General features: G+C 67.7%; 24 protein-coding genes. 10 read left to right on the top strand and 14 right to left on the bottom strand.

Annotated features, from left to right (window positions below; genetic code table 11):
* Positions 1–11: 11 nt before the first annotated feature.
* Genes ACGGKE_RS09065 through ACGGKE_RS09040 form a run of 6 tightly spaced genes read left to right on the top strand, consistent with a single transcriptional unit; the run spans position 12 to position 7,440 of the window.
* Positions 12–1,259: an MFS transporter gene (locus ACGGKE_RS09065; RefSeq protein ID WP_394437181.1), complete on the top strand. Its 1,248-nt coding sequence runs from the start codon at positions 12–14 to the stop codon at positions 1,257–1,259.
* Positions 1,256–2,587, top strand: a complete 1,332-nt coding sequence (locus ACGGKE_RS09060; RefSeq protein WP_394437179.1) for an MFS transporter — start codon at positions 1,256–1,258, stop codon at positions 2,585–2,587. The genes ACGGKE_RS09065 and ACGGKE_RS09060 overlap by 4 nt, the downstream gene beginning before the upstream one ends.
* A gap of 55 nt (positions 2,588–2,642) precedes the next feature.
* Positions 2,643–4,826: a penicillin acylase family protein gene (locus tag ACGGKE_RS09055; RefSeq protein ID WP_394437177.1), complete on the top strand. Its 2,184-nt coding sequence runs from the start codon at positions 2,643–2,645 to the stop codon at positions 4,824–4,826.
* 9 nt (positions 4,827–4,835) lie between these two features.
* On the top strand, positions 4,836–5,519 hold the full coding sequence (locus ACGGKE_RS09050; RefSeq protein WP_394437175.1) for a DUF969 domain-containing protein: 684 nt from the start codon (positions 4,836–4,838) through the stop codon (positions 5,517–5,519).
* Entirely contained in the window at positions 5,516–6,454 is a 939-nt protein-coding gene (locus ACGGKE_RS09045) for a DUF979 domain-containing protein (RefSeq protein ID WP_394437173.1), read from the top strand. The genes ACGGKE_RS09050 and ACGGKE_RS09045 overlap by 4 nt, the downstream gene beginning before the upstream one ends.
* Positions 6,451–7,440 carry a DUF2891 domain-containing protein gene (locus ACGGKE_RS09040; protein WP_394437171.1) on the top strand — a complete coding sequence of 330 codons (990 nt, stop codon included), beginning with the start codon at positions 6,451–6,453 and terminating at the stop codon, positions 7,438–7,440. The genes ACGGKE_RS09045 and ACGGKE_RS09040 overlap by 4 nt, the downstream gene beginning before the upstream one ends.
* A 4-nt stretch (positions 7,441–7,444) precedes the next feature.
* Here ACGGKE_RS09040 and ACGGKE_RS09035 read toward each other — a convergent pair whose 3' ends face one another.
* The 8 genes from ACGGKE_RS09035 to ACGGKE_RS09000 all read right to left on the bottom strand — a co-directional run bounded on the left by ACGGKE_RS09035 (position 7,445) and on the right by ACGGKE_RS09000 (position 14,904).
* Positions 7,445–8,155: a winged helix-turn-helix domain-containing protein gene (locus ACGGKE_RS09035; RefSeq protein WP_394437169.1), complete on the bottom strand. Its 711-nt coding sequence runs from the start codon at positions 8,153–8,155 to the stop codon at positions 7,445–7,447.
* The gene (locus ACGGKE_RS09030; protein WP_394437167.1) at positions 8,115–9,152 is read right to left on the bottom strand and encodes a sulfotransferase; all 1,038 of its coding nucleotides are present in this window, start codon (positions 9,150–9,152) and stop codon (positions 8,115–8,117) included. Before ACGGKE_RS09030 ends, ACGGKE_RS09035 begins: the two co-directional genes overlap by 41 nt.
* Positions 9,119–10,264 carry a glycosyltransferase family 4 protein gene (locus ACGGKE_RS09025; protein WP_394437165.1) on the bottom strand — a complete coding sequence of 382 codons (1,146 nt, stop codon included), beginning with the start codon at positions 10,262–10,264 and terminating at the stop codon, positions 9,119–9,121. Before ACGGKE_RS09025 ends, ACGGKE_RS09030 begins: the two co-directional genes overlap by 34 nt.
* A complete protein-coding gene (locus ACGGKE_RS09020) occupies positions 10,257–11,492 on the bottom strand; it encodes a glycosyl transferase (protein ID WP_394437163.1) in 1,236 nt (411 codons plus the stop codon). The genes ACGGKE_RS09025 and ACGGKE_RS09020 overlap by 8 nt, the downstream gene beginning before the upstream one ends.
* 154 nt (positions 11,493–11,646) lie before the next feature.
* Positions 11,647–12,495, bottom strand: coding sequence for a 2,3,4,5-tetrahydropyridine-2,6-dicarboxylate N-succinyltransferase (gene dapD / locus ACGGKE_RS09015; RefSeq protein ID WP_394437161.1), 849 nt, complete (start codon positions 12,493–12,495; stop codon positions 11,647–11,649).
* 2 nt (positions 12,496–12,497) lie between these two features.
* Positions 12,498–13,163, bottom strand: coding sequence for a pyrimidine 5'-nucleotidase (locus ACGGKE_RS09010; RefSeq protein ID WP_394437159.1), 666 nt, complete (start codon positions 13,161–13,163; stop codon positions 12,498–12,500).
* Positions 13,164–13,219: 56 nt separating this feature from the next.
* A complete protein-coding gene (locus ACGGKE_RS09005) occupies positions 13,220–14,095 on the bottom strand; it encodes an LOG family protein (RefSeq protein WP_394437157.1) in 876 nt (291 codons plus the stop codon).
* A 110-nt stretch (positions 14,096–14,205) separates the two neighbouring features.
* Positions 14,206–14,904, bottom strand: coding sequence for an extensin family protein (locus tag ACGGKE_RS09000; protein WP_394441862.1), 699 nt, complete (start codon positions 14,902–14,904; stop codon positions 14,206–14,208).
* Positions 14,905–15,065: 161 nt separating this feature from the next.
* Here ACGGKE_RS09000 and ACGGKE_RS08995 point away from each other — a divergent pair, with 161 nt between their 5' ends.
* The 3 genes from ACGGKE_RS08995 (at position 15,066) to ACGGKE_RS08985 (ending at position 19,168) form a co-directional block, all read left to right on the top strand.
* Positions 15,066–16,229, top strand: a complete 1,164-nt coding sequence (locus ACGGKE_RS08995) for a phosphoserine transaminase (protein WP_394437155.1) — start codon at positions 15,066–15,068, stop codon at positions 16,227–16,229.
* A 118-nt stretch (positions 16,230–16,347) separates the two neighbouring features.
* Complete coding sequence (gene serA, locus ACGGKE_RS08990) at positions 16,348–17,928, top strand: phosphoglycerate dehydrogenase (protein WP_394437153.1); 1,581 nt, start codon at positions 16,348–16,350, stop codon at positions 17,926–17,928.
* A gap of 109 nt (positions 17,929–18,037) precedes the next feature.
* A complete protein-coding gene (locus ACGGKE_RS08985) occupies positions 18,038–19,168 on the top strand; it encodes an ATP phosphoribosyltransferase regulatory subunit (RefSeq protein WP_394437151.1) in 1,131 nt (376 codons plus the stop codon).
* 180 nt (positions 19,169–19,348) lie between these two features.
* Here ACGGKE_RS08985 and ACGGKE_RS08980 read toward each other — a convergent pair whose 3' ends face one another.
* From ACGGKE_RS08980 to lipB, 3 genes are all read right to left on the bottom strand, one after another.
* Positions 19,349–20,041 carry a hypothetical protein gene (locus ACGGKE_RS08980; protein ID WP_394437149.1) on the bottom strand — a complete coding sequence of 231 codons (693 nt, stop codon included), beginning with the start codon at positions 20,039–20,041 and terminating at the stop codon, positions 19,349–19,351.
* Positions 20,042–20,125: 84 nt separating this feature from the next.
* On the bottom strand, positions 20,126–20,407 hold the full coding sequence (locus ACGGKE_RS08975; protein ID WP_394437147.1) for a hypothetical protein: 282 nt from the start codon (positions 20,405–20,407) through the stop codon (positions 20,126–20,128).
* A 60-nt stretch (positions 20,408–20,467) separates the two neighbouring features.
* A complete protein-coding gene (gene lipB / locus ACGGKE_RS08970; protein ID WP_394437145.1) occupies positions 20,468–21,163 on the bottom strand; it encodes a lipoyl(octanoyl) transferase LipB in 696 nt (231 codons plus the stop codon).
* Positions 21,164–21,242: 79 nt separating this feature from the next.
* On the opposite strand from lipB, the gene ACGGKE_RS08965 reads away from it, so the two are divergent.
* Entirely contained in the window at positions 21,243–22,037 is a 795-nt protein-coding gene (locus tag ACGGKE_RS08965; protein WP_394437143.1) for a glycerophosphoryl diester phosphodiesterase membrane domain-containing protein, read from the top strand.
* Here ACGGKE_RS08965 and ACGGKE_RS08960 read toward each other — a convergent pair.
* The 3 genes from ACGGKE_RS08960 to ACGGKE_RS08950 are packed head-to-tail and all read right to left on the bottom strand — an operon-like array spanning position 22,019 to position 23,974.
* The gene (locus tag ACGGKE_RS08960; protein ID WP_394437141.1) at positions 22,019–22,618 is read right to left on the bottom strand and encodes a GNAT family N-acetyltransferase; all 600 of its coding nucleotides are present in this window, start codon (positions 22,616–22,618) and stop codon (positions 22,019–22,021) included. The two genes, ACGGKE_RS08965 and ACGGKE_RS08960, sit on opposite strands and share 19 nt — an antisense overlap.
* Before the next feature lie 4 nt (positions 22,619–22,622).
* On the bottom strand, positions 22,623–23,507 hold the full coding sequence (hemF, locus tag ACGGKE_RS08955; protein ID WP_394437139.1) for an oxygen-dependent coproporphyrinogen oxidase: 885 nt from the start codon (positions 23,505–23,507) through the stop codon (positions 22,623–22,625).
* A complete protein-coding gene (locus ACGGKE_RS08950; protein ID WP_394437137.1) occupies positions 23,504–23,974 on the bottom strand; it encodes a tRNA (cytidine(34)-2'-O)-methyltransferase in 471 nt (156 codons plus the stop codon). Before ACGGKE_RS08950 ends, hemF begins: the two co-directional genes overlap by 4 nt.
* Positions 23,975–24,037: the final 63 nt, after the last annotated feature.

The raw sequence follows: 24,037 nt of genomic DNA, 5'->3' as shown, positions 1-24,037 counted from the left end.
ATGCGCCTCCGATGATCGCTGCGATCCGCCCCGTTCAGAGCCTGCTGCTCGCCATCTTCATGCTGATGGCGGGCAGCGGCTTTCTGGCGACGCTCATCAGCCTGCGGCTGGAGCGGGCGGGCGCGGGCACGATGGCCATCGGCGCGGTCGCCACTGCCTATTTCGGCGGCCTCGTGATCGGCGCGTTGCGCGCCGGCGGCATCGTGCGGCAGGTCGGCCATATCCGCGCCTTCGCCGCCTTCGTCGCGCTGCTCTCGGCCAGCACCCTTTCCTATGTGCTGCTCGATCATCCGCTGCTGTGGGCGGGGCTTCGGCTGATCGACGGCGTCTGCGTCGCGGGCGTGTTCATCTGCCTTGAAAGCTGGCTCAACGACCGGGCCGAAGCGCAGACGCGCGGCAGCATTCTCGCCGCCTATATGGTCGCCCTCTATTCCGGCCAGGCGGTCGGGCAATTGCTGCTGGGCGCAAGCGGCGCCTTGCCGGCCATTCCCTTCCAGATCGCGTCCATTCTCATTTCGCTCGCCATCATTCCGCTCTGCCTCACCCGATCCAGCGCGCCCGCGCCGCAGGATGCGACCGCCTTTTCGATCCGCTCCCTCTTCGCCGCGTCGCCGCTCGGCGTTGTGGGCGCGGTGGCTACCGGACTGATGCTGGGCGCCTTCTACGGGCTTGCCGCCGTCCATGTGCGCCGCCTCGGCCTCAATCTCGGCGCGACCGCCAGCTTCATGATGACCGTGATCCTGGGCGGCGTTGCGATGCAATGGCCGCTCGGCCGGCTGTCGGACCGTTATGACCGGCGCGCCGTCATCGTCTGGAGCTTCGCCGCGACGCTCGCCGTCAGCGTGGCGCTGGCGATGCTGAGCGGGGGCGGGCTGCCGCTGCTGGCGCTGGGCGCGGCCTTTGGCGGGCTCAGCTTCGCTTTGTATCCGCTCTGCGTCGCGCACAGCAACGACCGGCTGCTTGCGTCGGAACGAGTCGCGGCCAGCGGACGGCTGGTGCTGCTCTATTCGGTCGGCGCGGCGCTTGGTCCGATGGGCGCGGCGGCGGTGATGACGATGGCGGGGGCGAGCGGCCTGTTCCTCTTCATTGCCCTGTGCGCCGGCGCGACGCTCGCCTTCGGCCTCTGGCGCCAGGCGTCCAGCGATCCCGTGCCTGCTCCCGAGCAGCAGGATTTCCAGATCGTGCCGCGCACCACGCCCATGGCGTCGCTGCTCGACCCCAATACCGCTGCCGACACTGTTGATGGAGAGACGTCATGACCGCTGCAAGCATCGCCGCCCCTCCCGCAGCGGCGCATTCCGTCGACCAGGCGACGCTGCGCCGCGCCATCGCCGCGTCCGCGCTGGGCAATGCCACCGAATGGTTCGACTATGGCATCTACGCCTATGGCGTGACCTATATCTCCGCCGCGCTGTTTCCGGGCAATGTGGACGACGCGGTGCTGTTCGCGCTGGCCACTTTCGCCATATCCTTCCTCGTCCGGCCTCTGGGCGGCCTCTTCTGGGGCCCGCTCGGCGATCGCATGGGGCGCAAGTCGGTGCTGGCGCTCACCATTCTGATGATGTCTGGCGCGACGCTGGCGGTCGGCCTCATTCCCTCCTATGCCAGCATCGGCTTCTGGGCGCCGACCCTGCTCATCCTTCTGCGCATGGTTCAGGGCTTTTCGACCGGCGGCGAATATGGCGGCGCGGCGACCTTCATGGCCGAATATGCGCCCGATGATCGCCGCGGCTTCCATGGCAGTTTCCTGGAATTCGGCACGCTGGCGGGTTTCTCCTTCGGCGCGCTGCTGATGCTCGGCTTCTCGCTGCTGCTGGGGGACGATGCGATGCATCAATGGGGCTGGCGCGTGCCTTTCCTCGTGGCGGCGCCCATGGGCCTTATCGGCATGTATCTGCGCGCGCGCATGGAAGACACGCCGATCTTCCGCGAGGATGGCCATGCCAGCGGTAAGGCCGAAACGCCGCGCCTGGCGCAATTGCTGGCGCGCCACTGGCGACCGATGCTGGTCGTGGGCGGGCTGGTCGTGGCGCTCAATGTCGTCAACTATACGCTGCTCAGCTATATGCCCACCTATCTGCAGCGGCGCATCGGCCTCACCACCGATGAAGCGCTGATGGTGCCGATCATCGGCATGGTCTTCATGATGGTCTTCCTGCCGTTCGCCGGCCACCTGTCCGATCGCGTGGGGCGGCGGGCCATGTGGCGCGTGTCGCTGCTCAGCCTGCTGGTCGGCGTCGTGCCGCTCTACATGCTGATGGCGACGGGCCTTGTCGGCGCGATCGTCGGCTTCGTGCTGCTTGGCCTCTGCTACGTGCCGCAGCTGGCGACCATCTCCGCGACCTTCCCCGCGCTCTTTCCCACCTCCGTGCGCTTCGCCGGCTTCGCCATCGCCTATAATGTCTCGACGTCTTTGTTCGGCGGCACCGCGCCGGCGATCGGCAGCGGCCTCATCTCCTGGACCGGCAATGAACTCATGCCCGCCTTCCTGATGATGGCGGCCTGCCTCGTCGGCCTGGCGGCGCTGCGCTTCATGCCCGAAACCGCGGGCCGCTCGCTGCGGCAGGACCCGTTCGCGCGGCCCTGACTCGCGCCGGGGCAAAAAGGGTGACAGGCGCCTGCAATGCGGGTTAGCTGCCGCCATGACTTTCAAGCTGCCGCTCGCCCGCATCCTGCCCGCCCTTTTGCCCGTCCTTCTCACCGCCCAGCCCGTCGAAGCCCAGCCCGGCATGACGGAATGGCGGGCGCAGGCGGCGCGCGTCACCATCCAGCGCGATGATTGGGGCATCGCTCACGTCCATGGCCGCAGCGACGCCGACGCCGTCTTCGGCATGATCTACGCCCAGGCCGAAGACGACTTCAACCGGATCGAGGCCAATTACCTGACCGCGCTCGGCCGCACCGCGGAAGCGGAAGGGGAGGACGCAATCTGGCAGGATCTGCGCGCGCGGCTTTACATGGACCCGCAAAAGCTGCGCGCCGACTATGCGGCGAGCCCGGCCTGGCTGCGCGGGCTGATGGACGCCTGGGCCGACGGCCTCAACTATTATCTCGCCACCCACCCGCAGGTGAAGCCGCGCGTGATCACGCGCTTTGAACCCTGGATGGCGCTCAGCTTCACCGAAGGCAGCATCGGCGGCGATATTGAGCGTATTGCGCTCGACGAGCTCAAGGCCTTTTACGGCCCGACGGACGGCCGCCCGCTCGCCATGGCCGATCCCGATCCCGAACCGCGCGGCTCAAACGGCTTTGCCATCGCGCCGGGCAAGAGCGCCAGCGGCCACGCCCTGCTGTGGATCAATCCGCACACCAGCTTCTTCTTCCGCTCCGAACTGCAGATGACCAGCGATGAAGGGCTGAACGCCTATGGCGCTGCGACCTGGGGGCAGTTCTTCATCTATCAGGGCTTCAATCCGACCGCCGGATGGATGCACACGTCCAGCACCGTGGATGCCGTCGACGAATTTCTCGAAACGGTGACGCGTCGGCCCGATGGCGCGCTGACCTACCGCTATGGTGCGGAGCAGCGCCCGGTCCGCACCTCCACCGTCACGCTGGCCTATCGCACGACAGACGGCGCGCGCGCGGAGCGCCGCTTCACCGTCTATCGCACCCATCACGGGCCGATCATCGGCGAACGGGGTGGCAAATGGGTCGCGTTCGCGATGATGGACAAGCCCATTCCCGCGCTGGAGCAATCCTTCCTGCGCACCAAGGCGCGCGATTATGCCGCCTTCGTCAAGGTCGCAGCGCGCCAGGCCAATTCGTCCAACAACACCATCTTCGCCGACGCCGACGGCACCATCGCCTATCTGCATCCGCAATTCGTGCCGCTGCGCGATGATCGCTTCGACTATACGCAGCCAGTGGACGGCAGCGATCCCGCCACCGACTGGAAGGGGCTGACGCCCATCGATGCGCTGCCCGGCCTGCGCAATCCGGCGGGCGGCTGGATCCAGAACACGAATAATGGACCCTGGTCGGCGGCGGGCCGGGACAGTCAGAAGGCGGCCGACTTCCCGCGCTACATGGACATGATGGGCGAAAATCCGCGCGGCGACCATGCCGTCATGCTGCTGTCGGCGGGTAAAAACTATTCGCTCGACAGCCTGACCGCCGCCGCCTTCGACAGCTACCAGCCTGCTTTCGCGCGCTTCGTGCCGATGCTGACCGCCGCCTGGGATGCGCTGCCGGCGGGCGACGCGCGCAAGGCTGCGCTGGCGGAGCCGATCGCCGCGCTGCGCGGCTGGGACTATCGCTGGGGCCTGCGCTCGGTGCCCAACAGCCTCGCCTGTCTCTGGGCGGAGGATCTGCGCCAATGGACGCTCGCCCACAGTCAAGGCGCGCCGCGCACCCTCTATGACCGGATGGCGGCCGCGCCGGCGGAGGTGAAGCTGACGCTGCTTTCGGCCGTCGTATCGCGGCTGGAGCGGGATTTTGGCGATTGGCGCACGCCCTGGGGCGACATCAACCGGCTGCAGCGGTTGACCGGCGCAATCACGCCGACGTTCGACGATGCGGCGCCCAGCATCCCCATACCCTTCAGCTCGGCGCGCTGGGGCTCGCTCGCCTCCTTCGGCGCGCGCGCCTATCCCGGAACGCGCAAATGGTATGGCACCAGCGGCAACAGCTTCATCGCCGCCGTGGAGTTCGGCGATCGCGTCCACGCCAAAGCGGTGAGCGTCGGCGGAGAAAGCGGCGATCCCGCCTCGCCGCATTTCAACGACCAGTCGCCCCTTTATGCGAACGGCACGCTGCGGCCCGTCTATTTCTATCCCGACGAACTCGCCGGCCATGTCGAGCGCCGCTATCGCCCCGGGTCCTAGGGCGCGCGCATGTGGGTCCTGCTCGGCATCGTCGTCATCGTCGCGGGCTTTCTGCTGCGCTTCCATCCGCTGCTGGTGATCCTCGCCTCGGCGATCGTCACCGGCGTCGCGGCCGGGCTCGATCCGCTGACCATCCTCGCCGCCTTCGGCAAGGCGTTCAACGAAGCGCGCTACGTCAGCATCATCTGGATCGTGCTGCCCGTGGTCGGCCTGCTCGAAGCCTATGGCCTGCAGGAACGGGCGCGCGGCCTCATCGCAAAGATGCGCGGCGCGACGGTGGGGCAGTTCCTCGCCGGCTATATGGTGCTGCGCCAGGGGTTGGCGGCAGTGGGCCTCACATCGGTCGCGGGTCACGCCCAGACGGTGCGCCCGCTCGTCGCGCCGATCGCCGAAGCCGCTGCGGAGGCGCAGGCCGGCGATCTGGACAATGATCGGCGCGAGGAAGTGAAGGCCTGGGCGGCCGCGACCGACAATATCGGCCTCTTCTTCGGCGAGGATATTTTCCTCGCCATCGGATCGATCCTGCTGATCAAGGGACTGCTGGAGCAATATGGCATCAGCCTGGAGCCGCTGCACCTGTCGGTCTGGGCGATCCCGACCGCCATCGCCGCTTTCCTCATCCATGGCTTCCGGCTCTGGCGGCTCGACCGCCGGCTGAAGCGCGGCGCTGCGGCGACGGAGGAGGCCGCATGATCACGCTGCACTGGGTCTATGCCGTGGCGGGCGCAATGTTCGCCGCTTTCGCGCTGCTGGGCCTGGCCGACCGCGCCAATCCGCGCCGCTGGACGACGGCCGCCTTCTGGGCGCTGCTGGCGCTCAGCATGTGGGGCGGCGACTGGCTGGGCGATCTGGGCAATGGCGTGCTGCTGCTGGGGCTTGTGGCGCTGGCGGGGCTTGGCGGCATGGGGCGCGGGCAGGGGCCGGTACCCGACGCCGTGCGCCGCGACCGGTCGGCGCGCATGGGCAATCGGCTGTTCGTCATCGCGCTGATCATCCCCGCCACGGCGCTGGTCGGCACCTTCGCCTTCAAACAGGCGCCGGCCTGGTTCGACGGCAAGCAGGCGACGCTGATCGCGCTGGCGCTGGGGGTGCTGATCGCATCGCTGGTCGGATGCCTCTGGCTGCGCGCCGGCCCGACCGAGCCGCTGCAACAGGGACGCAGGTTGATGGATTCAGTCGGCTGGGCCGCCATCCTGCCGCAGATGCTCGCCAGCCTCGGCGCCGTCTTCGCGCTGGCGGGGGTGGGGGATGTCGTGGGCCAGATCGTCAGCATGGCGATCCCGCAGGGCAGCCTGTTGGGCGCGGTCATCGCCTATGGGCTTGGCATGGCGCTCTTCACCATGGTTATGGGCAATGCCTTCGCCGCCTTCCCGGTGATGACCGCCGCGATCGGCCTGCCGCTGCTGATCCGCACCTATGGCGGCGATCCGGCGATCGTCTGCGCCATCGGCATGCTGGCGGGCTTCTGCGGCACGCTGATGACGCCGATGGCGACCAATTTCAATCTCGTGCCCGCCGCGCTGCTGGACCTCAGGGACAAGCATGGCGTCATCAAGCGGCAGGTCGGCACCGCCGTCCCGCTGCTCATCGTCAACATCCTCCTCATCTATTGGCTCGCCTTTCCATGACCCTGCTCATTCCGGACATCGCCAGCCGCTTCGCGGCGCTCACCCTGTCGCATCTCGGCCGCGAATATCCCTTCAAGATGGACCTGGTGCTGAACGGGCCGCAGGACGCGCGCCCGCCTCGCGAGCATCACCCCATTTTCCACGGCAGTTTCGACTGGCATAGCTGCGTCCATGGCTGGTGGCAGGTGATGCGGCTGATGCGGCTTTTCCCCGATATGGCGCAAGCGCCCGCCATCCGCGCCCGCGCCGATGCGATGCTGACGCCGGCGCATGTCGCGGGGGAACGCGACTATCTGGCCCGGCCGATGAGCGCGGGGTTCGAACGGCCCTATGGCTGGGCCTGGCTGCTCGCGCTCCATGCCGAACTGGATCGGCACGATGCTCCCTGGGCGGCGGCCCTCGCGCCGCTGGCGGGCGATTTCGCCGCGCGCTTCCACGCCTTCCTGCCCAAGCTCACCTATCCGCTGCGCGTCGGCACCCATTACAACATCGCCTTCGCGCTGATCCACGCGCTCGATTGGGCGCAGCGGCGCGACGACGCGCTGGTCGCCCTCATCCGGACGCGCGCGCTGCACTGGTTCGGGCAGGACCGCGCCTGTCAGGCCTGGGAGCCGGGCGGCGACGAATTTCTTTCACCCGCCCTGTGCGAAGCGCTGCTGATGAGCCGCATCCTGGATCACGCCGCCTTCGCCGCCTGGTTCCACGACTTCCTGCCGGTCCTGTCCCGGGGCGAACCCGCAACGCTCTTCACGCCCGCCACCGTGTCGGACCGCAGCGATGGCAAGATCGCGCATCTCGATGGCCTCAATCTCAGCCGCGCCTGGTGCTGGCGCGGGATCGCGGCGGCGCTCGGCCCGGACGATCCGGTCAGCCCGCTGGCGCAGCGGGCGGCGCAGGCGCATCTCGACGCCAGCCTGCCGCATGTCGCGGGCGACTATATGGGCGAACATTGGCTCGCCACCTTCGCGCTGCTGGCGCTGGAATGACGGATCAGTGCGTCACCGCATGCACGAACATATAGCCTTCGTTGCGGATCGTGCGGATGACCGGCCCTTTCAGCCCGCTCGCCGACAGCTTGCGGCGCAGCCGGCATAGCTGGACGTCGATCGACCGGTCGAAATGCTCGCTGGCGTCGCCATAGACGCGGTCGAGCAGATGGCCGCGATCCAGCACCTGGCGCGGATGTTCGACAAAGACGCGCAGCAGCTGGAACTCGCCCTCCGACAGGGGCACCGACCGGCCGGTGCCGTCGAACAGCTGCCCGGTCTCCAGGTCGATCCGCCAGCCGGCGAAGCGGATGGTCGCCGATGGGGAGGGGCGGTCTTGCACCCGCCCGCGCAGCGCCGCGCGGATGCGCGCCAGCAGCTCGCGGGGATGGGCGGGCTTGGCCAGGCAATCGTCCGCGCCATATTCCAGCGCGGCGATCCGCTCCGCTTCCAGGCAGGCGGCGGAATGGAGGATGACCGGCAGGCGATGCTCCGCGATCAGCTCGCGCAGCAGGCCAGCGGCATTTGCCGGCTGCACCATCGGATCGAGCACCACCAGCGCATAGTCGCGCCGGGCGAGCATGATCCGCATGTCCGCAGGGGTCGCCGCGCCATCCGCGTCGAAGCCGTAGGGGCTGAACTGGTCCGCCAGCTGGGCGGTCAGCGCGGCGTCGTCATCGACAATGAGCAGGCGTCTGTGAAGGGCGATCATCATCGCCATGACGCCGCCGCCGGCCGCGACCCGTCTTCGCCCAGCCGTCGCTGCCCTGCGACGCTTCGTCCTGCCAGCGCAGCCGCGCCGCCAGCAGCGCCTCGCTCTGGGCATAGCGGGTGCGGATATGATGGCGCAGCGCCGGGTCGATCAGCGCCTGCGCGCGCAGCGGGCGGCCGAACCGGCCCGACGCGCTGGCGCGGCGCAGCAGCCGCCGGCTCAGCTTGTACCAGCCGGGTATATGGACGATCCAGCTCTTGTCCGCCACCGCGCGCCGCGTGAACAGGTTCATCGCTCGCGCCATCCAGAGCAGCGGCCGGCTGAGCGACGGGTTGCGCGCGCGCCAGTCGATCTGGTCCAGGTCGACCGCCAGCCCCAGCCGGGCGGCATAGCGCGCCGCAAAGCCGCGCGGATCGGCGCGAAAATGCTCGTAGCGAAAGACATGGACCTGCTCCGGGTCGAACAGCGCGTCATAGTGGGCGATCAGCCGGGCATAGTCGAAATGCTCGAAGCAGAATCCGGGCGGCTCGTCCCGTTCGGGCGCCACGGGGCTCAGCCGGTCGCGTCCGAACAGATAGCGCCGCAGCCCGAACGTGCCGCCGCCCTTCACATATTGCACCCAGGCCGATGCGATCGCCGACAGCGGATCGCGCACGAAGATGACGATCTGCGCATCGGGCAGGGTGCGTGCGATCCGGCTCGCCACATCCTTGGACAAGGCGCCGGCCAGGCCGCCATTATGCAGCCCGCCGCTCAGATTTTCCTCGCACAGGATCGTTTCGTCCGCTGCCGTGCCGATGATGTGCAGCGCCTCGATCGGGTCGAAATGCAGCGCGCCCGGTCGCAGGAAGGCGGCGTGCGCGGTGGCGCGCGGCACATAGCGGCGGTTGCGCACGGCGGGGTAGAAATGCTCCTGGAACCAGGTCGTGCCGGTCTTGTGATAGCCGATATGGACAATCGCGCCCATCAGGCGGCCCGCGCCAGCGCGCCGGACGGCCATGGCGCGCTATCCTCCTGGCCCAGGCACAGCCGGACATGCCGGTCCCAGGACAGGTTGTGCGCCGCCCAGACGCGGGCGCGCTCGCCCACCCGCAGGCACAGCGCGGGATCGCGCGCCAGCAGGTCCAGCGCGGCGCGGATCGTGTCCTGCGATCGGCCGTCGACGACGAAGCCGGTGACGCCGTCGCGCACGAACTCCGCCGGCCCGCCGTCGCGCCCGACGATGCAGACGATCCCCTGCGCCATCGCATCGGCGATCGACAGGCCAAAGCCCTCGACTTCCGCGCCATCCTCCAGCGCAATCTGCGGATGCAGGAAGATGTCGGCGTTGCGATAGGCTTCCTCCAGCTGTTCGGCCGCGACATAGCCCGTCATCGTCACCGCGCCTTCGACGCCGCACTGGCGGATGGCCTCGCGCACCCGCACGCCATCGACGCCCCGGCCGATGATGCAATGGCGCAGCCGCGCGCCCGCCCGGATCGCGCCGGCGACCGCGCGGACCGCTCCCGCCATATTCTTGCGCGCGACCAGCCGGCACACGCTCAGCACCTGGGCATGGCCCTCGCGCCGGGCGAAGGGCGTGGGCGGGCGTTCGGGCGGCATGACGACGCCGTTCCAGGCGGTGATGGTGCGATCGTCCAGCGCCGGCAGCCGGTCGATCAGCAGGGCGCGCGTCGCGTCGCTCACCGCCACGATGCGCCTCGCTCGCCGCAGCGTCAGCGACAGCAGCAGGAAGGCCAGCCCGCGCGGCCGCCCCACTTCGCGGCCATGGACGGTGATCACCATCGGGCGCGGGAAGAGCAGGGCGGGCAGCGCCGCGCGCCAGGTGCAGGCATGGATCATGTCCGGCCGCGCGCCGCCCAGCCAGGCGCCGGCCATGGCGCGCAGCAGCCGCCAATAGACCGTCAGCATCGACGGGGCGCCAACATCGATCAGGTCGATGCCGCCCTCCCGCACCCGGCGGGGACCGGCCGAGCTCTTGGCGAAGATGGTGACGCGCCGGCCCGAAGCGGCATAGGCGCGCGCCACTTCGCGGGCATAGGTCTGCACCCCGCCCTCGTCGGGCGCATAGACGCGCGCGACCATCCAGATGTGGGGACAACGCTCACCCATGGGCCAGCTCCAGCGGCACGCGCCTGTCCTTGCGGCGGCTCGTGCTCTGCCGCTCGGCGTCCAGATACTGGGCGACCGCACGCGCCGCGCAGACTCCCGCGCCCTCGCTGCCATGGTCGAAGGTGCGGGACAGGCCCTGCTGCTGGGCCGCCGCATAGGCGGCATGCGACTCGATCGCCGCTGCGGCCTGGTCGACAATGCCCTGCGCCGTCTCCAGCACCGGGCCATAGCGCCAATGGCCATAGCTGCGGTCCTCCTGCCAATCGGCGCGATGACCGTTCAGGAACAGGCAGGGGCGCGGCCGCGCCAGATATTCATAGACCTGGCTGCTGACGTCGCCCAGATAGAGCGAGGCCATGTGGACATAGCGCATGTCGACGCTGGCCCGGCTGCCCAGGTCGATATGCACGTGCGGCATGCGCGCCAGGTCGGCCAGCCGCTTCTCCATCGCCGCGCGCCGCCGGCGATTGTCGAACAGGCGGATATGCGGCGCGACGATCAGGTTGAAGCGATCGTCCTGCGCGAACTGGCGGATAATATCCTCGCCCATCGTCGGCCAGGAAGACAGGCGCGGCGAGAAATGCGGGTTGTAGAGCACGATCGGCCGTTTTTCCGGGAATAGCCGCTCGGCCGACGCCACGGGCCGCGTCAGGTCGAACTTGCTGTAGCCGGTGATGGCATAATGTCCCTCGCGGATCAGCCCTTCCGCCAGCATCCTGTGCCGCTGCTTCTCGCCGGCCAGCAGCACGAAATCGAAATGCGCGATTCGCCGGTCATAGCCCACCGCCCGGTCGCCCGCCCCGTGGCAGGTGTGGATGAAGCGCGCCTTGCACAGCCCCAGACGCTTGAGCAGCAGGGATGTTCGTTCCGGCACGACGATCGCGTCATAGCGCCGCAACTGGCGCGCCGCGCTCAGCAGCACGGCGATCTTTGGGGGTATGGACGCGCCGCTGATTCGCGTCAGTGCCTCCAGCCACGCACCGCCGCAGCGCCGGAAGCGGATCGAGCCCGCGCCGCGCGCCGTCGCCATGTCGCGGGCCAGCGCGATATGATCCTCCGTCGCGGCCAGCACATCCACGGCAAAGCCTGGGTCGCGCGACAATTCGATCGCGACCGGCAGGGCGTGGAAGAGCTGGTGGATCTGCGCGTTGAAGAAGAAGCAGACGCGCTGCGGCGGGTCGGGGGCAGGGTGCGCGGTTTCGCTGCGGACGAACCAGGGGCGTCCCATATCAGTCTCCATGGGTGCGAAAGTCCCATGAAGGATGCCGCGTCTTTATCGCGGACGAATTTCAGAATGCGTCGCGGGCGTGACGGCGCGTAACAGGCCGGCCATGACCAGCCATGGCGTGCAACATGGCCCGCCATGGCTGACGACGGACGGGTCAGTCCCGCAGCAGGTCGTTGATGCCGGTCTTGGACCGGGTCTGCGCGTCGACGCGCTTCACGATCACCGCGCAATAGAGGCTGGGGCCGGGCGTGCCGTCGGGCAGCGGCTTGCCTGGCAGGCTGCCGGGCACGACGACCGAATAGGGCGGCACTTCGCCCATGAAGATCTCGCCGGTGGTGCGATCGACGATCTTGGTCGACTGGCCGATGAACACGCCCATCGACAGCACCGAACCCTTGCCGATGCGCACGCCTTCGACGACTTCGGACCGCGCGCCGATGAAGCAGTCATCCTCGATGATGACCGGATCGGCCTGCAGCGGCTCCAGCACGCCGCCAATGCCCACGCCGCCCGACAAATGGACATTCTTGCCGATCTGGGCGCAGCTGCCCACCGTCACCCAGGTGTCGACCATCGTGCCTTCATCGACAAAGGCGCCGATATTGACGAAGCTCGGCATCAGGATGACGTTGCGAGCGATGTGCGATCCGGCGCGCGCGAAGCTGCCCGGCACCGCGCGGAAACCGGCAGCGCGGAAGGCGGCCTCGTCCCAGCCCGCGAACTTGCTCGGCACCTTGTCCCACCAATGGCCGGCGCCCGGGCCATTGTCGATCATGACATTGTCGTTCAGGCGGAAGGACAGCAGCACCGCCTTCTTCGCCCACTGATTGACCTGCCAGCCGGACCCGTCGGCGCCTGTGGGTTCGGCGACGCGCAGTTCGCCCTTGTCCAGCAGGCTCAGCGCCTTGTCGACCGCCTGGCGCACGGGGCCCTGCGTCGTCAGATTGACATTGGCCCGGTCTTCCCAGGCGGCGTCGATGGTGGTGATCAGCTCTTGGCTCATGGTCATTTCCCCAGAATGTCGGCCAGAAATGGCGTCAGATGGTCTGTTTCGAAATCGATGAAATCGGGATGGTGGTCGTGATTGCCCGCTTCCGATCCGTTATTGACCCAGATGGTGGTCATCCCGATCGCCTTGGCGGGTTTGAGGTTGCGCGCCATGTCCTCGAAAAAGGCGGCGCGCGTCGGATCGACGTCATGCGCGCGGCACAGCGCGTCATAGCCCGACGGGTCGGGCTTGGGCACATATTGGCAGGCATGGATGTCGTGGATCAGCTCGAACGCCTGGCCCAGCCCCAGCCGATCCAGCACGCGGCCCGCATAATCGGCGTCGCCATTGGTGAAGATCAGCCGCCGGCCCGGCAAGGCGGCGATATGGCTGTTGAGCGCCTCGTCCACCTCCAGCCGGTCCATCGAAATATCATGGACATAGGCCAGATATTCGCCCGGCTCGATGCCATGATGGTGCATCAGGCCCGACAATGTCGTGCCATGCTCCAGGAAATAGCGCTTCTGCGTTTCGCGCGCGACATCGGGGTCGCATCCCAGCAGCCCCTGGATGAATTCCCCCATCTTCACGTCCATCAGCGCGAACAGGTCCGCCTTCGCCGGATAGAGCGTATTGTCCAGATCGAAGATCCAGGTATCGACATGGGCCAGCGCGTCCATCATGGCCGCGCCCTAGTCCGGCGCGCCGGATAGGGCAAGGCCATGCGGGCTGGCTGCCGTCAGCAGTCCGGCGCGTCGCTATCCTCGTAGAAGCGCTGCACCGCCGCCCATCCTTCTTCGGCGCTCTCGACCCAGGTCAGCAGCTCCAGATCCTTGTGCGAAACCACGCCTTCGTCCGCCAGCGCCTCGAAATCGACCACGCGGTTCCAGAAGTCCCTGCCATAGAGCAGGATCGGGATCGGCTTCATCTTGCCGGTCTGGATCAGCGTCAGCAGCTCGAACATCTCGTCGAACGTGCCGAAGCCGCCGGGAAACACCGCCAGCGCGCGCGCGCGCAGCAGGAAATGCATCTTGCGCAGCGCGAAATAATGGAACTGGAAGCTCAGCTCGGGCGTGACGAAGCGGTTGGGCGCCTGCTCGTGCGGCAGCACGATGTTCATGCCGATCGTGGTCTGGCCGACATCCTGCGCACCGCGATTGGCGGCCTCCATGATCGACGGCCCGCCGCCCGAACAGACCACGAAATGGCGGCATCCCGCCGCGTTGACCGGATATTGGGCGGCGATCCGCGCCAATTTGCGCGCTTCCTCATAATAGCGCGCCTTCCGGCCCAGATTTTCGGCGATCCGCTTCAGTTCCGGCGTGTTGGCGGCATCGATGCGCGCCTGCACCTGATCGGGCTCGGGAATGCGTGCAGAGCCATAGAAGACGAAGGTCGATTCGATCTGCGCCTCGTCCATCAGCAGCTGGGGTTTCAGCAACTCCAGCTGGAAACGCACCGGGCGCAAATCCTCGCGCAGCAGGAATTCGGTGTCCTGGAAAGCCAGCCGATAGGCGGCGCTTTGCGTCTGGGGGGTGCCGGCCTGCTTGGCGGCGTCGCCTGCCTCTTCGCGGGCAGGGCGGAACTTGCGTTCCTCAATCTCTTTTCTTGTCATCAGGGCCAATTAGGCATCGGCGATCCCCTTGCCAAGACGCCTTGGCGGCAGAAATACGCAAGATCCCGGCCTGCGCTCAGCGGCAGAAGCCGCCGCGTGCTTGTTGGCGCTCAGCGGCAAAAGCCGCCGCGCCCGCCCATGTCGAAATGAAAATGGTCGTGATGCGCCGCGTTGTAATCGGGGCTCAGCACCGTCTTGAACCGCTTGCAGGCGCTGGCATGGATCAGGCTCAGAAATTGGCGAGTCTGCCTGTCGCCATGCCAGCCCTGCTGCACCGTGATCCGCCGGCCGTCCGACAGAACGAAGGCCGACACGTCGATGGCGTTGCTGTGCGCATGTTCGCTCAGCTTCCCGCTGCCCGCAATCGGCCGGCAATTATAGGTGCCGAACGTCTCGATCTTCTCGATCTCCGCGCCAAGGGCGACGCGCGCGGCGGGCTGCACGCCATAGCGTGCCCAGGCGGCGAAATTGGCCGCCAGGTTGCACGTCATCGCGCCCAGCCCGGTGGCGGGCACGCCGATGTCCAGCAGCTTGACGCTGTTGATCGCATTGCATCCGCCGCCGAAATTGCGGTCGGGCAGGGGGGTGAAGGACACTGCCTGCGATTGCAGCTTGGCGAAGCACTGCCGCGTTTCCAGCGCCGGCTGCGATGGCCGGGTATTTCGCGCCGGTGCGCGCACCGGCTTCGACGCGCGCGCGACCTTGCCGCGCGGCACCAGGTCGCCGCCGCATCCCGCCAGCGTCATCATGCTTGCCAAAAGCGCAGCCGTGGCCGCGCCGCGCAGATTGCTCATCGCCCGCTTTTCCATGAATCGGATGTTTACCAACCCAATCCTTTACGAAAGTTAACCGCCCGCTCGGCTCGTCCCATTCCGACATTCGCCTTGACTCTTTCGCCCCGGTCTTTAGGGCGGCCGACGGGCCACGCGGTCCCAACGCCGCGCGCGCTCTCTGCAAGGAGAAGCATGACATGACTGATCTGACTGCCGCCGACGCTACCATTGCGCCTGCCGCAAAGCCCGCCACTACGCCGGCGCGCCCCTTTTTCTCGTCCGGTCCCTGCGCCAAGCCACCCGTGTGGAGCGCCGACAAGCTGAGCACCGACTCGCTCGGCCGCTCGCATCGCGCGAAGATCGGCAAGAGCCGCCTTGGCTATTGCATCGACCTGATGCGCGAACTGCTCCAGCTGCCCGATACGCATCGCATCGGCATCGTGCCCGGGTCCGACACCGGCGCCTTCGAAATGGCGATGTGGACGATGCTGGGCGCGCGCCCCGTCACCACGCTCGCCTGGGAAAGCTTCGGCGAAGGCTGGGTGACCGACGCCGCCAAGCAGCTGAAGCTCGATCCCACGGTGATCCGCGCCGACTATGGCCAGCTGCCCGATCTTTCCACGGTGGATTTCAGCCATGACGTGCTCTTCACCTGGAACGGCACCACCTCGGGCGTGCGCGTCCCCAACGCCGACTGGATCCCGGCAGACCGTCAGGGCCTGACCTTTGCCGACGCCACCAGCGCGGTCTTCGCTTACAAGATGGACTGGTCCAAGATCGACGTCGCCACCTTCTCCTGGCAGAAGGTGCTGGGCGGCGAGGGCGGCCATGGCGTGCTGATCCTCGGGCCCCGCGCGGTCGAGCGTCTCGAAACCCACACCCCCGCCTGGCCGCTGCCCAAGGTCTTCCGCCTGATGGCGAAGGGCAAGCTCGCCGAAGGCATCTTCAAGGGCGAAACCATCAACACGCCCTCCATGCTCGCGGTCGAGGATGCGATCTTCGCGCTCGAATGGGGCAAGTCGCTGGGCGGCCTCGACGGCCTGATCGCGCGCAGCAACGCCAATGCGGCGGCGCTCGACCGAATCGTTGCGGATCGCGACTGGCTCGGCCATCTCGCCGCCGATCCCGCGACGCGCTCCACCACCAGCGTCTGCCTCACCGTCGAGGGTGCGGACGAAGCCTTCATCAAGGCTTTCGCCGCCCTGCTCGAAAAGGAAGGCGCCGCCTATGACGTGGCGGGCTATCGCGATGCTCCGGCGGGCCTGCGCATCTGGTGCGGCGCGACGGTCGACACCGCCGACATCGAAGCGCTCGGCCCCTGGCTCGACTGGGCCTACGCCCAGACCAGGGCTGCCGCTTAATCTTTCTGCGTCACCCCGGCCCTGAGCCGGGGTCCCGCTTCTTCATTCACGCCGCCCGCAGGAAAAGCGGGACCCCGGGTCAAGCCCGGGGTGACGGTGAAGCACAGGAACCAGAAATATGCCCAAAGTCCTCATTTCCGACAAGATGGACCCCCGCGCCGCCGCGATCTTCCAGGAACGGGGCGTCGATGTCGACGTCATCACCGGCAAGACCCCCGAAGAACTGATGGCCATCATCGGCGACTATGACGGCCTCGCCATCCGCTCCTCGACCAAGGTCACCAAGGAAATCCTCGACGCCGCGACCAATTTGAAGGTCATCGGCCGCGCCGGCATCGGCGTCGACAATGTCGACATTCCCTATGCCTCGGCCAAGGGCGTGATCGTCATGAACACGCCCTTCGGCAACTCGATCACCACGGCCGAACATGCCATCGCGCTTATGTTCGCGCTCGCGCGCCAGCTGCCCGAAGCCAATGCCCAGACCCAGGCGGGCCTGTGGCCCAAGAACGGCTTCATGGGCGTCGAAGTCACCGGCAAGACGCTCGGCCTCATCGGCGCGGGCAATATCGGCTCGATCGTCGCGACTCGCGCGCTCGGCCTCAAGATGAAGGTCGTCGCATTCGATCCGTTCCTGACGCCCGAACGCGCCGTCGAAATGGGCGTGGAAAAGGCCGATCTCGACACGCTGCTGGCCAAGGCCGACTTCATCACCCTGCACACGCCGCTGACAGACCAGACCCGCAACATCCTGAGCCGCGACAATCTCGCCAAGACCAAGAAGGGCGTGCGCATCATCAACTGCGCGCGCGGCGGCCTCATTGACGAGGCGGCGCTCAAGGAGGCGCTGGATTCGGGCCATGTGGCGGGCGCCGCGCTTGACGTGTTCCAGACCGAACCGGCCAGGGAATCGCCGCTGTTCGGCACGCCGAACTTCATCTGCACCCCGCATCTGGGCGCGTCGACCGACGAGGCGCAGGTCAATGTCGCGCTTCAGGTCGCCGAACAGCTCAGCGACTATCTGCTCGACGGCGGCATCACCAATGCGCTCAACGTGCCCTCGCTCTCGGCCGAGGAAGCGCCCAAGCTCAAGCCCTATATGGCGCTTGCCGAAAAGCTCGGCAGCCTGGTCGGCCAGCTTGAAGGCGACGCCATCACCGGCGTCGCGGTCGAAGTGGAAGGCCATGCCGCCGAACTCAACCAGAAGCCGATCACCGCAGCGGTGCTGGCCGGGCTGATGCGCGTCTATTCCGACACGGTGAACATGGTGAACGCGCCTTTCCTGGCGAAGGAACGCGGCCTCGACGTGCGCGAAGTGCGCCATGATCGCGAAGGCGACTATCAGACGCTGGTGCGCGTCACCGTCTCCACCGCCAATGGCGACAAGTCGGTGGCCGGCACGCTGTTCGGCCATGCCCAGCCGCGCCTGGTCGAACTGTTCGGCATCAAAGTGGAGGCCGACCTTGGCGGCACCATGCTCTACATCGTCAACCAGGACGCGCCCGGCTTCATCGGCCGCCTGGGTTCGACCCTGGGCGAAGCGCAGGTCAATATCGGCACCTTCCATCTCGGCCGCCGCGATCAGGGAGGCGAAGCGGTGCTGCTGCTTTCGGTCGACGGCACCGTCACCGAACCGCTGCGCTGGGAAATCTGCAACCTCGCCGGCGTGAAGCAGGTGAAGCTGCTGCGCTTCGCCTGAAACGGCGTCACCGTTCGGTTCGAGCAGCTTCGAGCATAGTTCTCAACGCGCTCGAACCGAACGGAGCCGGGGGATGGCCACACCTGCAATTTCCGCTAAAGGGCCGTTCATGACTACCATCCCACTCGGCCTTCTCCCCGAAGGCCTGTCCGACCGCCTGCCGCCTCAGGCCGAAGCCTCCGCCCGCCTGGCGCGGCGCGTGCTCGATACGGTCGCCACTCATGGCTATGAGCGCGTCATGCCCCCGCTCGCGGAATTTGAAGATACGCTGACCCAGCGCCTCAAATCCATGCGCGCGCAGGATCTGGTGCGCGCGGTCGACCCGGTGTCGCAGCGCAGCCTTGCCTTCCGCCCGGACATGACCGCTCAGGTCGGCCGCATCGCCGCCACCCGCCTGCGCGCCGCGCCGCGTCCGCTGCGCCTCTCTTATGCCGGCCCTGTCATCCGCCAGAAAGCGAGCCAGCTGCGCCCCGAGCGCGAGAAGATGCAGCTGGGCGCCGAACTGATCGGCAGCGACAGCGTCGCCGCGGCGGTCGAGATCGTCAATGTCGCGATCGAAGCGCTGCAGGCGGCCGGCGTCACCGGCATCACCATCGATTTCACCCTGCCGGACCTTGTCGACATGCTCGCCGCCGGGCCGCTGCCGCTCGCGGACAAGCAGGTGGAGGCGGTCCGCACCGAACTCGACGCCAAGGATGCCGGCGCGCTCGCCGCACTCGGTCCGGCCGCAGCCGCCTATCTGCCGCTGATCCAGGCCACCGGGCCGTTCCACGCCGCGATGGAGCAGCTGGAAGCGTTCAGCGCCAGCATCGACGGCGTGATCGACAGCCGCATCGCGGGCCTGCGCGCCATCGCCCGGCCGATCGGCTGGGACATCACCCTGACGCTCGATCCGACCGAACGGCATGGCTTTGAATTCCAGAACTGGTTCGGCTTCTCCATCTTCGCCGAAGGCTTCGTCGGCGAAATCGGTCGCGGCGGCAGCTATGCCATCGCTCGCGCCGACGGCGCCGATGAGCCCGCCATGGGCTTCTCCCTCTATCCCGATCCGCTGATCGACGCCGGCTTCGGCGGCGAAAGCCCCCGCCGCCTGTTCGTGCCCCTCGGCGCCGACGCCGATCGCGCCGCCGAACTGCGCGCTCAGGGCTGGCACACCGTCGCCGCCCTCTCCGCCGGCGAAGACGGCGCGGCCCAGCGCTGCTCCCACTGGCTGGACGGAGCCGAACCGCGCGCTTATTGAGCACGATTCGTGGCGGGGCCGCGCGGTTGGTGGTTTGCGTGATGACAGGGGGGCAGGCGAGAAAGGGGCGGCCCGCGCCGTGATCGCAGCGCGACCCGTATCGCCGGTTAAGCCTTGAGCGTCGCCGTCATCGACCTGATCGAGGGCGCCGCAACTGGATGCCGGTCATCTCGCCTGCTCTCAGGGTTTCACCCCGATCTTCTCATTATAGGCCTGGTGACAGACCGGCTCCAGCACGCCCTTCTTCCAGCATTTCGGGTCGAAGGAGGGCAGGGCCACGGCATAATTGTCGCCGGGCATGCCATAATATTGCTCGCCCGCCAGGATCAGCGACTTCTTGATCGAGGCCAGACCGGCGCGCGCGACTTCGGCCAGCGTGCCGCGGTCGGCGAAGATCGCCTGGCGACCGACGATGCCTGCCTCCTGGCAAAAGCCCTTTTGCGCCTGCACGGTCGAATAGCCCGAATAGATGCGGGTATTGTACATGTCCGCGGCGGACTGGCCGGCGCGGCCCTTGCCGGCGGTGCGCTGGAAATAGGACAGGAGCGTCGTCTGCGCCGCGTCCAGTTCCGCGTCATGATGCGCGATCATGGCGTTGTAATTGTCGACCGTCAGCAATGTGGGTTCAAACTGGCACTGCAGCGCCGCGACATTGAGCGCGGCGCGCAGGTTCCAGGCGAGTCCGGCCTTGATCTCCCCGGCCGTAGCGCCGGGCAGGCCGAGCGCGATCGCGGCATTGCCGTCGGTCAAGGCCGGCGCGCTCATGTCGGGCGGCGACCAGTAGAATTGCGCGGCGGCCGGTTGCGCGGCGAGCGGCCCCAGGGCGACAGACAGGCCCCACAAGGTGGTGCGCAGGGCGAAACGGAAGCTCATCGTCAAACCTTTCCCACAGGATGCGGCGCGGCGCATCCCCAAGCCATGATCATGCGCGCTATAGCATTGCCGAACCGCGGCGTCCTATTGATCCGCGACCACTTCGGCATCTTCGGCCGGCGCGGGCGCTGCAGGGCGCGCGTCGCTCGCGGCGGCGCTGTCATTGCCGGCGGCGTTGGCGCCGGGCAGGGCGATGGCGGTGCCTTCGCTTTGCACGCCGTCCAGGTCGGTCATCGCATCGGTCGCGGTGCCGTCGATCACTTCCATATCCTTCATCTGCACGCTGTTGCCGCCCTTCTCCGCGCCCCCGCAGGCGGTGAGGGACAGCAAGGCTGCCGTGCAGACGATCCATGCATTCACGCGCATCCGGGTCTCCTTGAAGTCGCGTCGATACCCGGCAGCCCCCCGCCGGTGAAGCGCAGGACCCTAGCGGGCGGACCCGCATTGCTCAAGCCCCGAGCCGCAGCGTGCCAAGCGGCTGAGAAAGGCCGGAAAATGCGCCTTCAGCGCGGCGTCGAGCGCGGCCATGGACGGGTTTGCGCCCAGCGCCGCGATGCTGGTCACCGGATAGTCGCTGATGCCGCAGGGCACGATGCCCCCGAAATGCGACAGGTCGGGATCAACGTTGATCGAAAAGCCATGCAGCGTCACCCAGCGCCGCACCCGGATGCCGAGCGCGCCGATCTTGGCTTCCCGGCCCTGGGGATCGTCGGTCCAGATGCCGATCCGCCCCTCCGCCCGTCGCGCCGCAACGCCCAGATCGCCCAGCGCCGCGATCATCCATCCTTCCAGATGATGGACGAAGTTGCGCACATCCTTGCCTCGCTGCGCCAGGTCGATGTTCAGATAGCCGATCCGCTGGCCCGGCCCATGATAGGTGTAGCGCCCGCCGCGCCCGGCATCATGAACGGGAAAGCGCGGGTCGATCAGCTCGGCCGGATCGGCGCTGGTCCCGGCAGTATAGAGCGGCGGATGCTCCAGCAGCCACACCCGCTCGCGCGCGTCCCCTGTGACGATCGCTGTGGCGCGCGCCTCCATGTCGGCCAGCGCCTGCGGATAATCGACCGGCGCGGCGTCGACGCGCCATTCGACCTGATCGGGAAAGGGAAGGGGGTGGACCATGGCGCTTCCTTGACTTGGGGCGGGCGAGCGATCAAGTCTCCAGCCGCATATTCCCCCTCATGAGGCAGGCAGCTTAGATATGGCGAATATCTCCATCGGCAAGGCGTGGGAGGAAGCGGTGGCCTTCATCACCCGCGAAGCGGCGCTGCTCTTCCCCGTGGCCCTGCTGTTCGTGGCGCTGCCCGGCCTCATCGTCCAGGAAATGACGCCGCCCGAGCTGCAGGCATGGTTCGCCCAGCCCAAGGTGGATGCCATACCCGTCATGCCGCCCGGTTTCGCGCTGGCGATGCTGCTGGGCATCGTCATCATCTGGTTCGGATCGCTGGCGTTGTTCGCGCTCGCGCTGCGACCGGGGATCAGCGTCGGCGAAGCGCTGCGGCTCAGCTTCGCGCGGCTGCCGGTGCTGATCGGGACGGCGCTGCTTGTGGTCGCCGCCATTGTCGCTTTCGTTGTCCTGATCGCGCTGCTGGGCGCGGTCTTCTCGCTTGCCTCGCAACAGGCGGCGGCGGTGATGGGGCTGCTGCTCGGCACGGCGGCGGTGGTGATCATCTTCTTCGTCAGCGTGCGGCTGGTGTTGCTCAATCCTGTCGTCATCGACACCCGGGCGGGCGTGATCGAATCGCTGCGGCGCGCCTGGTCGCTGACGCGCGGCCATTTCTGGCGGCTGCTGGGCTTCCTGCTGATCGTGATGCTGCTCTCGACGCTGGTGGGCGCGGCGGCGCAGGTGATCGTCGGGCTGCTGGGCGGGCTGCTCGCCGGGCCGGAAGGCGCGCGGCTGGCGGGCGGGATCGCAAGCGCCGCGGTGTCGGCGGTGATCCAGGTCTATCTGCTGGTGATGCTCGCGCGTCTCTATCGTCAGGCGTCGGCGGACTGATCGAGCAGCGGCACATGCGGTGCGGCGTCGTGCGGCAGGATGCCGGCGATGCGCGGGTCGGCAAAGGTCTCGACTTCCCGCGCGAGGGGCGTGAAGCCTGATCGGATGTAGAAGCCCAGCGCTGCCGGGCTATCCAGCGTGCAGGTGTGGACGCGCAGCCGCTCGACCCCCTTGCGCCAGGCGAGCGAGAGGGCGTTCGCCATCAGCCAGCGGCCAAAGCCCTGCCCGGTCAGCGTGGGGACAAGGCCGAAGAAGCTCAGTTCGCAATCGGGCAGGGCGCGGAAATCCAGTTCCAGCAGTCCGACTTCCGCGCCGCGCGGATCGGCCACGGCATAGACCTCCACGGCCGGGTCGCCGATGATCGCCAGCAATTCCGGATCGCGCATCACCAGCCGCGAAAACCACAGCCAGGGCGCGCCGACGCGGCGAAACAGGGCGCGATAGGCCTCTGCGTCCGGCGCTTTCCACCGCACCAGCCGCAACGGCGCGGGCGGGATCGGCGCGGGGCGGGGTCGCGCGCGCATCTCCAGATGGGTAACCACCGTCGCCACCATGCCCGGATCGACCGGGGTCAGTGGCATCGCCTCAGCTCCAGCTCGCCATGGGCGGCAGGCTCATCAGGATCGCGTCGATATTGCCGCCGGTCCTGAGGCCGAACAGCGTGCCGCGATCATGCACCAGGTTGAATTCGGCGTAGCGACCGCGCCATTCCAGCATGGTGCGGTAATCGGCGTCGGTCCAGGGATCGCCCATGCGCCGCCGCACGATCGGCGGGAAAGCGTCCAGAAACGCGTCGCCCACCGCGCGCGTGAAGGCGAAATTGGCGGCGAAGGCCGCATCGTCCGGGCATTCCAGATGATCGTAGAAAATGCCGCCCACCCCGCGCGCGACATTGCGGTGGGGAATGAAGAAATACTCCTCCGCCCACTGGCTGAAGCGGGCATAATATTCGGGGTCATGCGCGTCGCAGGCGGCCTTCAGCACGGCGTGGAACTGCGCCGTATCCTCCGCGCGCGGCAGCGGCGGATTGAGATCCGCGCCGCCGCCGAACCAGCTTTTCGTCGTCACCAGATAGCGCGTGTTCATGTGGACCGCGGGCACATGCGGGTTGGCCATGTGCGCGACCAGGCTGATGCCGGTGGCAAAGAAGCTTGGGTCCTCGGCCGCGCCATGGATCGTCTGGGCGAAGCCGGGGGCGAAGGCGCCGCCGACGGTGGAGACGTTGACGCCCACCTTCTCGAAGATCTTGCCCTTCATCACGCCGCGCACGCCGCCCCCGCCTTCGCCGGGGGCCTGCCCTTCGGCTTCGCGGTCCCAGGCGGTGAACTGGAAGGCGGCGTCGCTGCCCGCCTCCCGCTCGATCGCCTCGAACTCGGCGCAGATGCGGTCCCGAAGCGATTCGAACCAGCTGCGCGCCGCCTGCTGGCGCGCGTCGAGCGGGAAGGGGACGGTTGGAACAGCATTGGTCACGCGGGAAACCCTTCAGTCTGGCGCAGCGCTTCGGCAACGGCGATGCCGGTGGATACGGCGATGTTGAGCGATCGGAACCCCGGGGCCATGGGGATGCGCACGCGGATGTCGGCCAGGTCGCGCACGCTGTCGGGCACGCCCGCGCTTTCCGACCCCATCAGCAGCACGTCGTCGCGGTGGAAGGCGACATCGGGCAGCCGTTGCGAGGCATGGGCGCTCATCAGCAGCAGGCGCCGGCCCTGCGCCCGGCGCGCGGCGTCGAACGCCTCGAAATTGGCGTGGCGGGTCACGTCGGCCGCGTCGCCATAGTCCATCGCCGCGCGCCGCAGCCGCGTGTCGGAAAAGGCGAATCCGGTGGGCATGATGATGTCGACGGGCACGGCGAAACAGGCGGCAAGGCGCAGGATCGCGCCGACATTGCCGGCAATCTCGGGTTGATAGAGGGCGATACGCATGGTCCGCGCCATAGAGCAGCGCACGCTTTTGTAACAGGCCAAGTAAGATTGCGGTTGGCAAAGCGCGCGCGATCC

It is taken from the genome of Sphingobium naphthae (assembly GCF_043589935.1).
Classification (GTDB): Bacteria; Pseudomonadota; Alphaproteobacteria; order Sphingomonadales; family Sphingomonadaceae; genus Sphingobium; species Sphingobium naphthae_A.
Note: the sequence above shows the minus strand (reverse complement) of the source record. Positions and strands in the feature narration are given on the sequence as shown.

Coding starts and splice junctions, on each gene's coding strand:
- ACGGKE_RS09065 (WP_394437181.1), top strand. CDS start 12: ATGATCGCTGCGATCCGCCCCGTTCAGAGCCTGCTGCTCGCCATCTTC.
- ACGGKE_RS09060 (WP_394437179.1), top strand. CDS start 1,256: ATGACCGCTGCAAGCATCGCCGCCCCTCCCGCAGCGGCGCATTCCGTC.
- ACGGKE_RS09055 (WP_394437177.1), top strand. CDS start 2,643: ATGACTTTCAAGCTGCCGCTCGCCCGCATCCTGCCCGCCCTTTTGCCC.
- ACGGKE_RS09050 (WP_394437175.1), top strand. CDS start 4,836: ATGTGGGTCCTGCTCGGCATCGTCGTCATCGTCGCGGGCTTTCTGCTG.
- ACGGKE_RS09045 (WP_394437173.1), top strand. CDS start 5,516: ATGATCACGCTGCACTGGGTCTATGCCGTGGCGGGCGCAATGTTCGCC.
- ACGGKE_RS09040 (WP_394437171.1), top strand. CDS start 6,451: ATGACCCTGCTCATTCCGGACATCGCCAGCCGCTTCGCGGCGCTCACC.
- ACGGKE_RS09035 (WP_394437169.1), bottom strand. CDS start 8,155: ATGATGATCGCCCTTCACAGACGCCTGCTCATTGTCGATGACGACGCC.
- ACGGKE_RS09030 (WP_394437167.1), bottom strand. CDS start 9,152: ATGGCCGTCCGGCGCGCTGGCGCGGGCCGCCTGATGGGCGCGATTGTC.
- ACGGKE_RS09025 (WP_394437165.1), bottom strand. CDS start 10,264: ATGGGTGAGCGTTGTCCCCACATCTGGATGGTCGCGCGCGTCTATGCG.
- ACGGKE_RS09020 (WP_394437163.1), bottom strand. CDS start 11,492: ATGGGACGCCCCTGGTTCGTCCGCAGCGAAACCGCGCACCCTGCCCCC.
- dapD (WP_394437161.1), bottom strand. CDS start 12,495: ATGAGCCAAGAGCTGATCACCACCATCGACGCCGCCTGGGAAGACCGG.
- ACGGKE_RS09010 (WP_394437159.1), bottom strand. CDS start 13,163: ATGATGGACGCGCTGGCCCATGTCGATACCTGGATCTTCGATCTGGAC.
- ACGGKE_RS09005 (WP_394437157.1), bottom strand. CDS start 14,095: ATGACAAGAAAAGAGATTGAGGAACGCAAGTTCCGCCCTGCCCGCGAA.
- ACGGKE_RS09000 (WP_394441862.1), bottom strand. CDS start 14,904: ATGGAAAAGCGGGCGATGAGCAATCTGCGCGGCGCGGCCACGGCTGCG.
- ACGGKE_RS08995 (WP_394437155.1), top strand. CDS start 15,066: ATGACTGATCTGACTGCCGCCGACGCTACCATTGCGCCTGCCGCAAAG.
- serA (WP_394437153.1), top strand. CDS start 16,348: ATGCCCAAAGTCCTCATTTCCGACAAGATGGACCCCCGCGCCGCCGCG.
- ACGGKE_RS08985 (WP_394437151.1), top strand. CDS start 18,038: ATGACTACCATCCCACTCGGCCTTCTCCCCGAAGGCCTGTCCGACCGC.
- ACGGKE_RS08980 (WP_394437149.1), bottom strand. CDS start 20,041: ATGAGCTTCCGTTTCGCCCTGCGCACCACCTTGTGGGGCCTGTCTGTC.
- ACGGKE_RS08975 (WP_394437147.1), bottom strand. CDS start 20,407: ATGCGCGTGAATGCATGGATCGTCTGCACGGCAGCCTTGCTGTCCCTC.
- lipB (WP_394437145.1), bottom strand. CDS start 21,163: ATGGTCCACCCCCTTCCCTTTCCCGATCAGGTCGAATGGCGCGTCGAC.
- ACGGKE_RS08965 (WP_394437143.1), top strand. CDS start 21,243: ATGGCGAATATCTCCATCGGCAAGGCGTGGGAGGAAGCGGTGGCCTTC.
- ACGGKE_RS08960 (WP_394437141.1), bottom strand. CDS start 22,618: ATGCCACTGACCCCGGTCGATCCGGGCATGGTGGCGACGGTGGTTACC.
- ACGGKE_RS08950 (WP_394437137.1), bottom strand. CDS start 23,974: ATGGCGCGGACCATGCGTATCGCCCTCTATCAACCCGAGATTGCCGGC.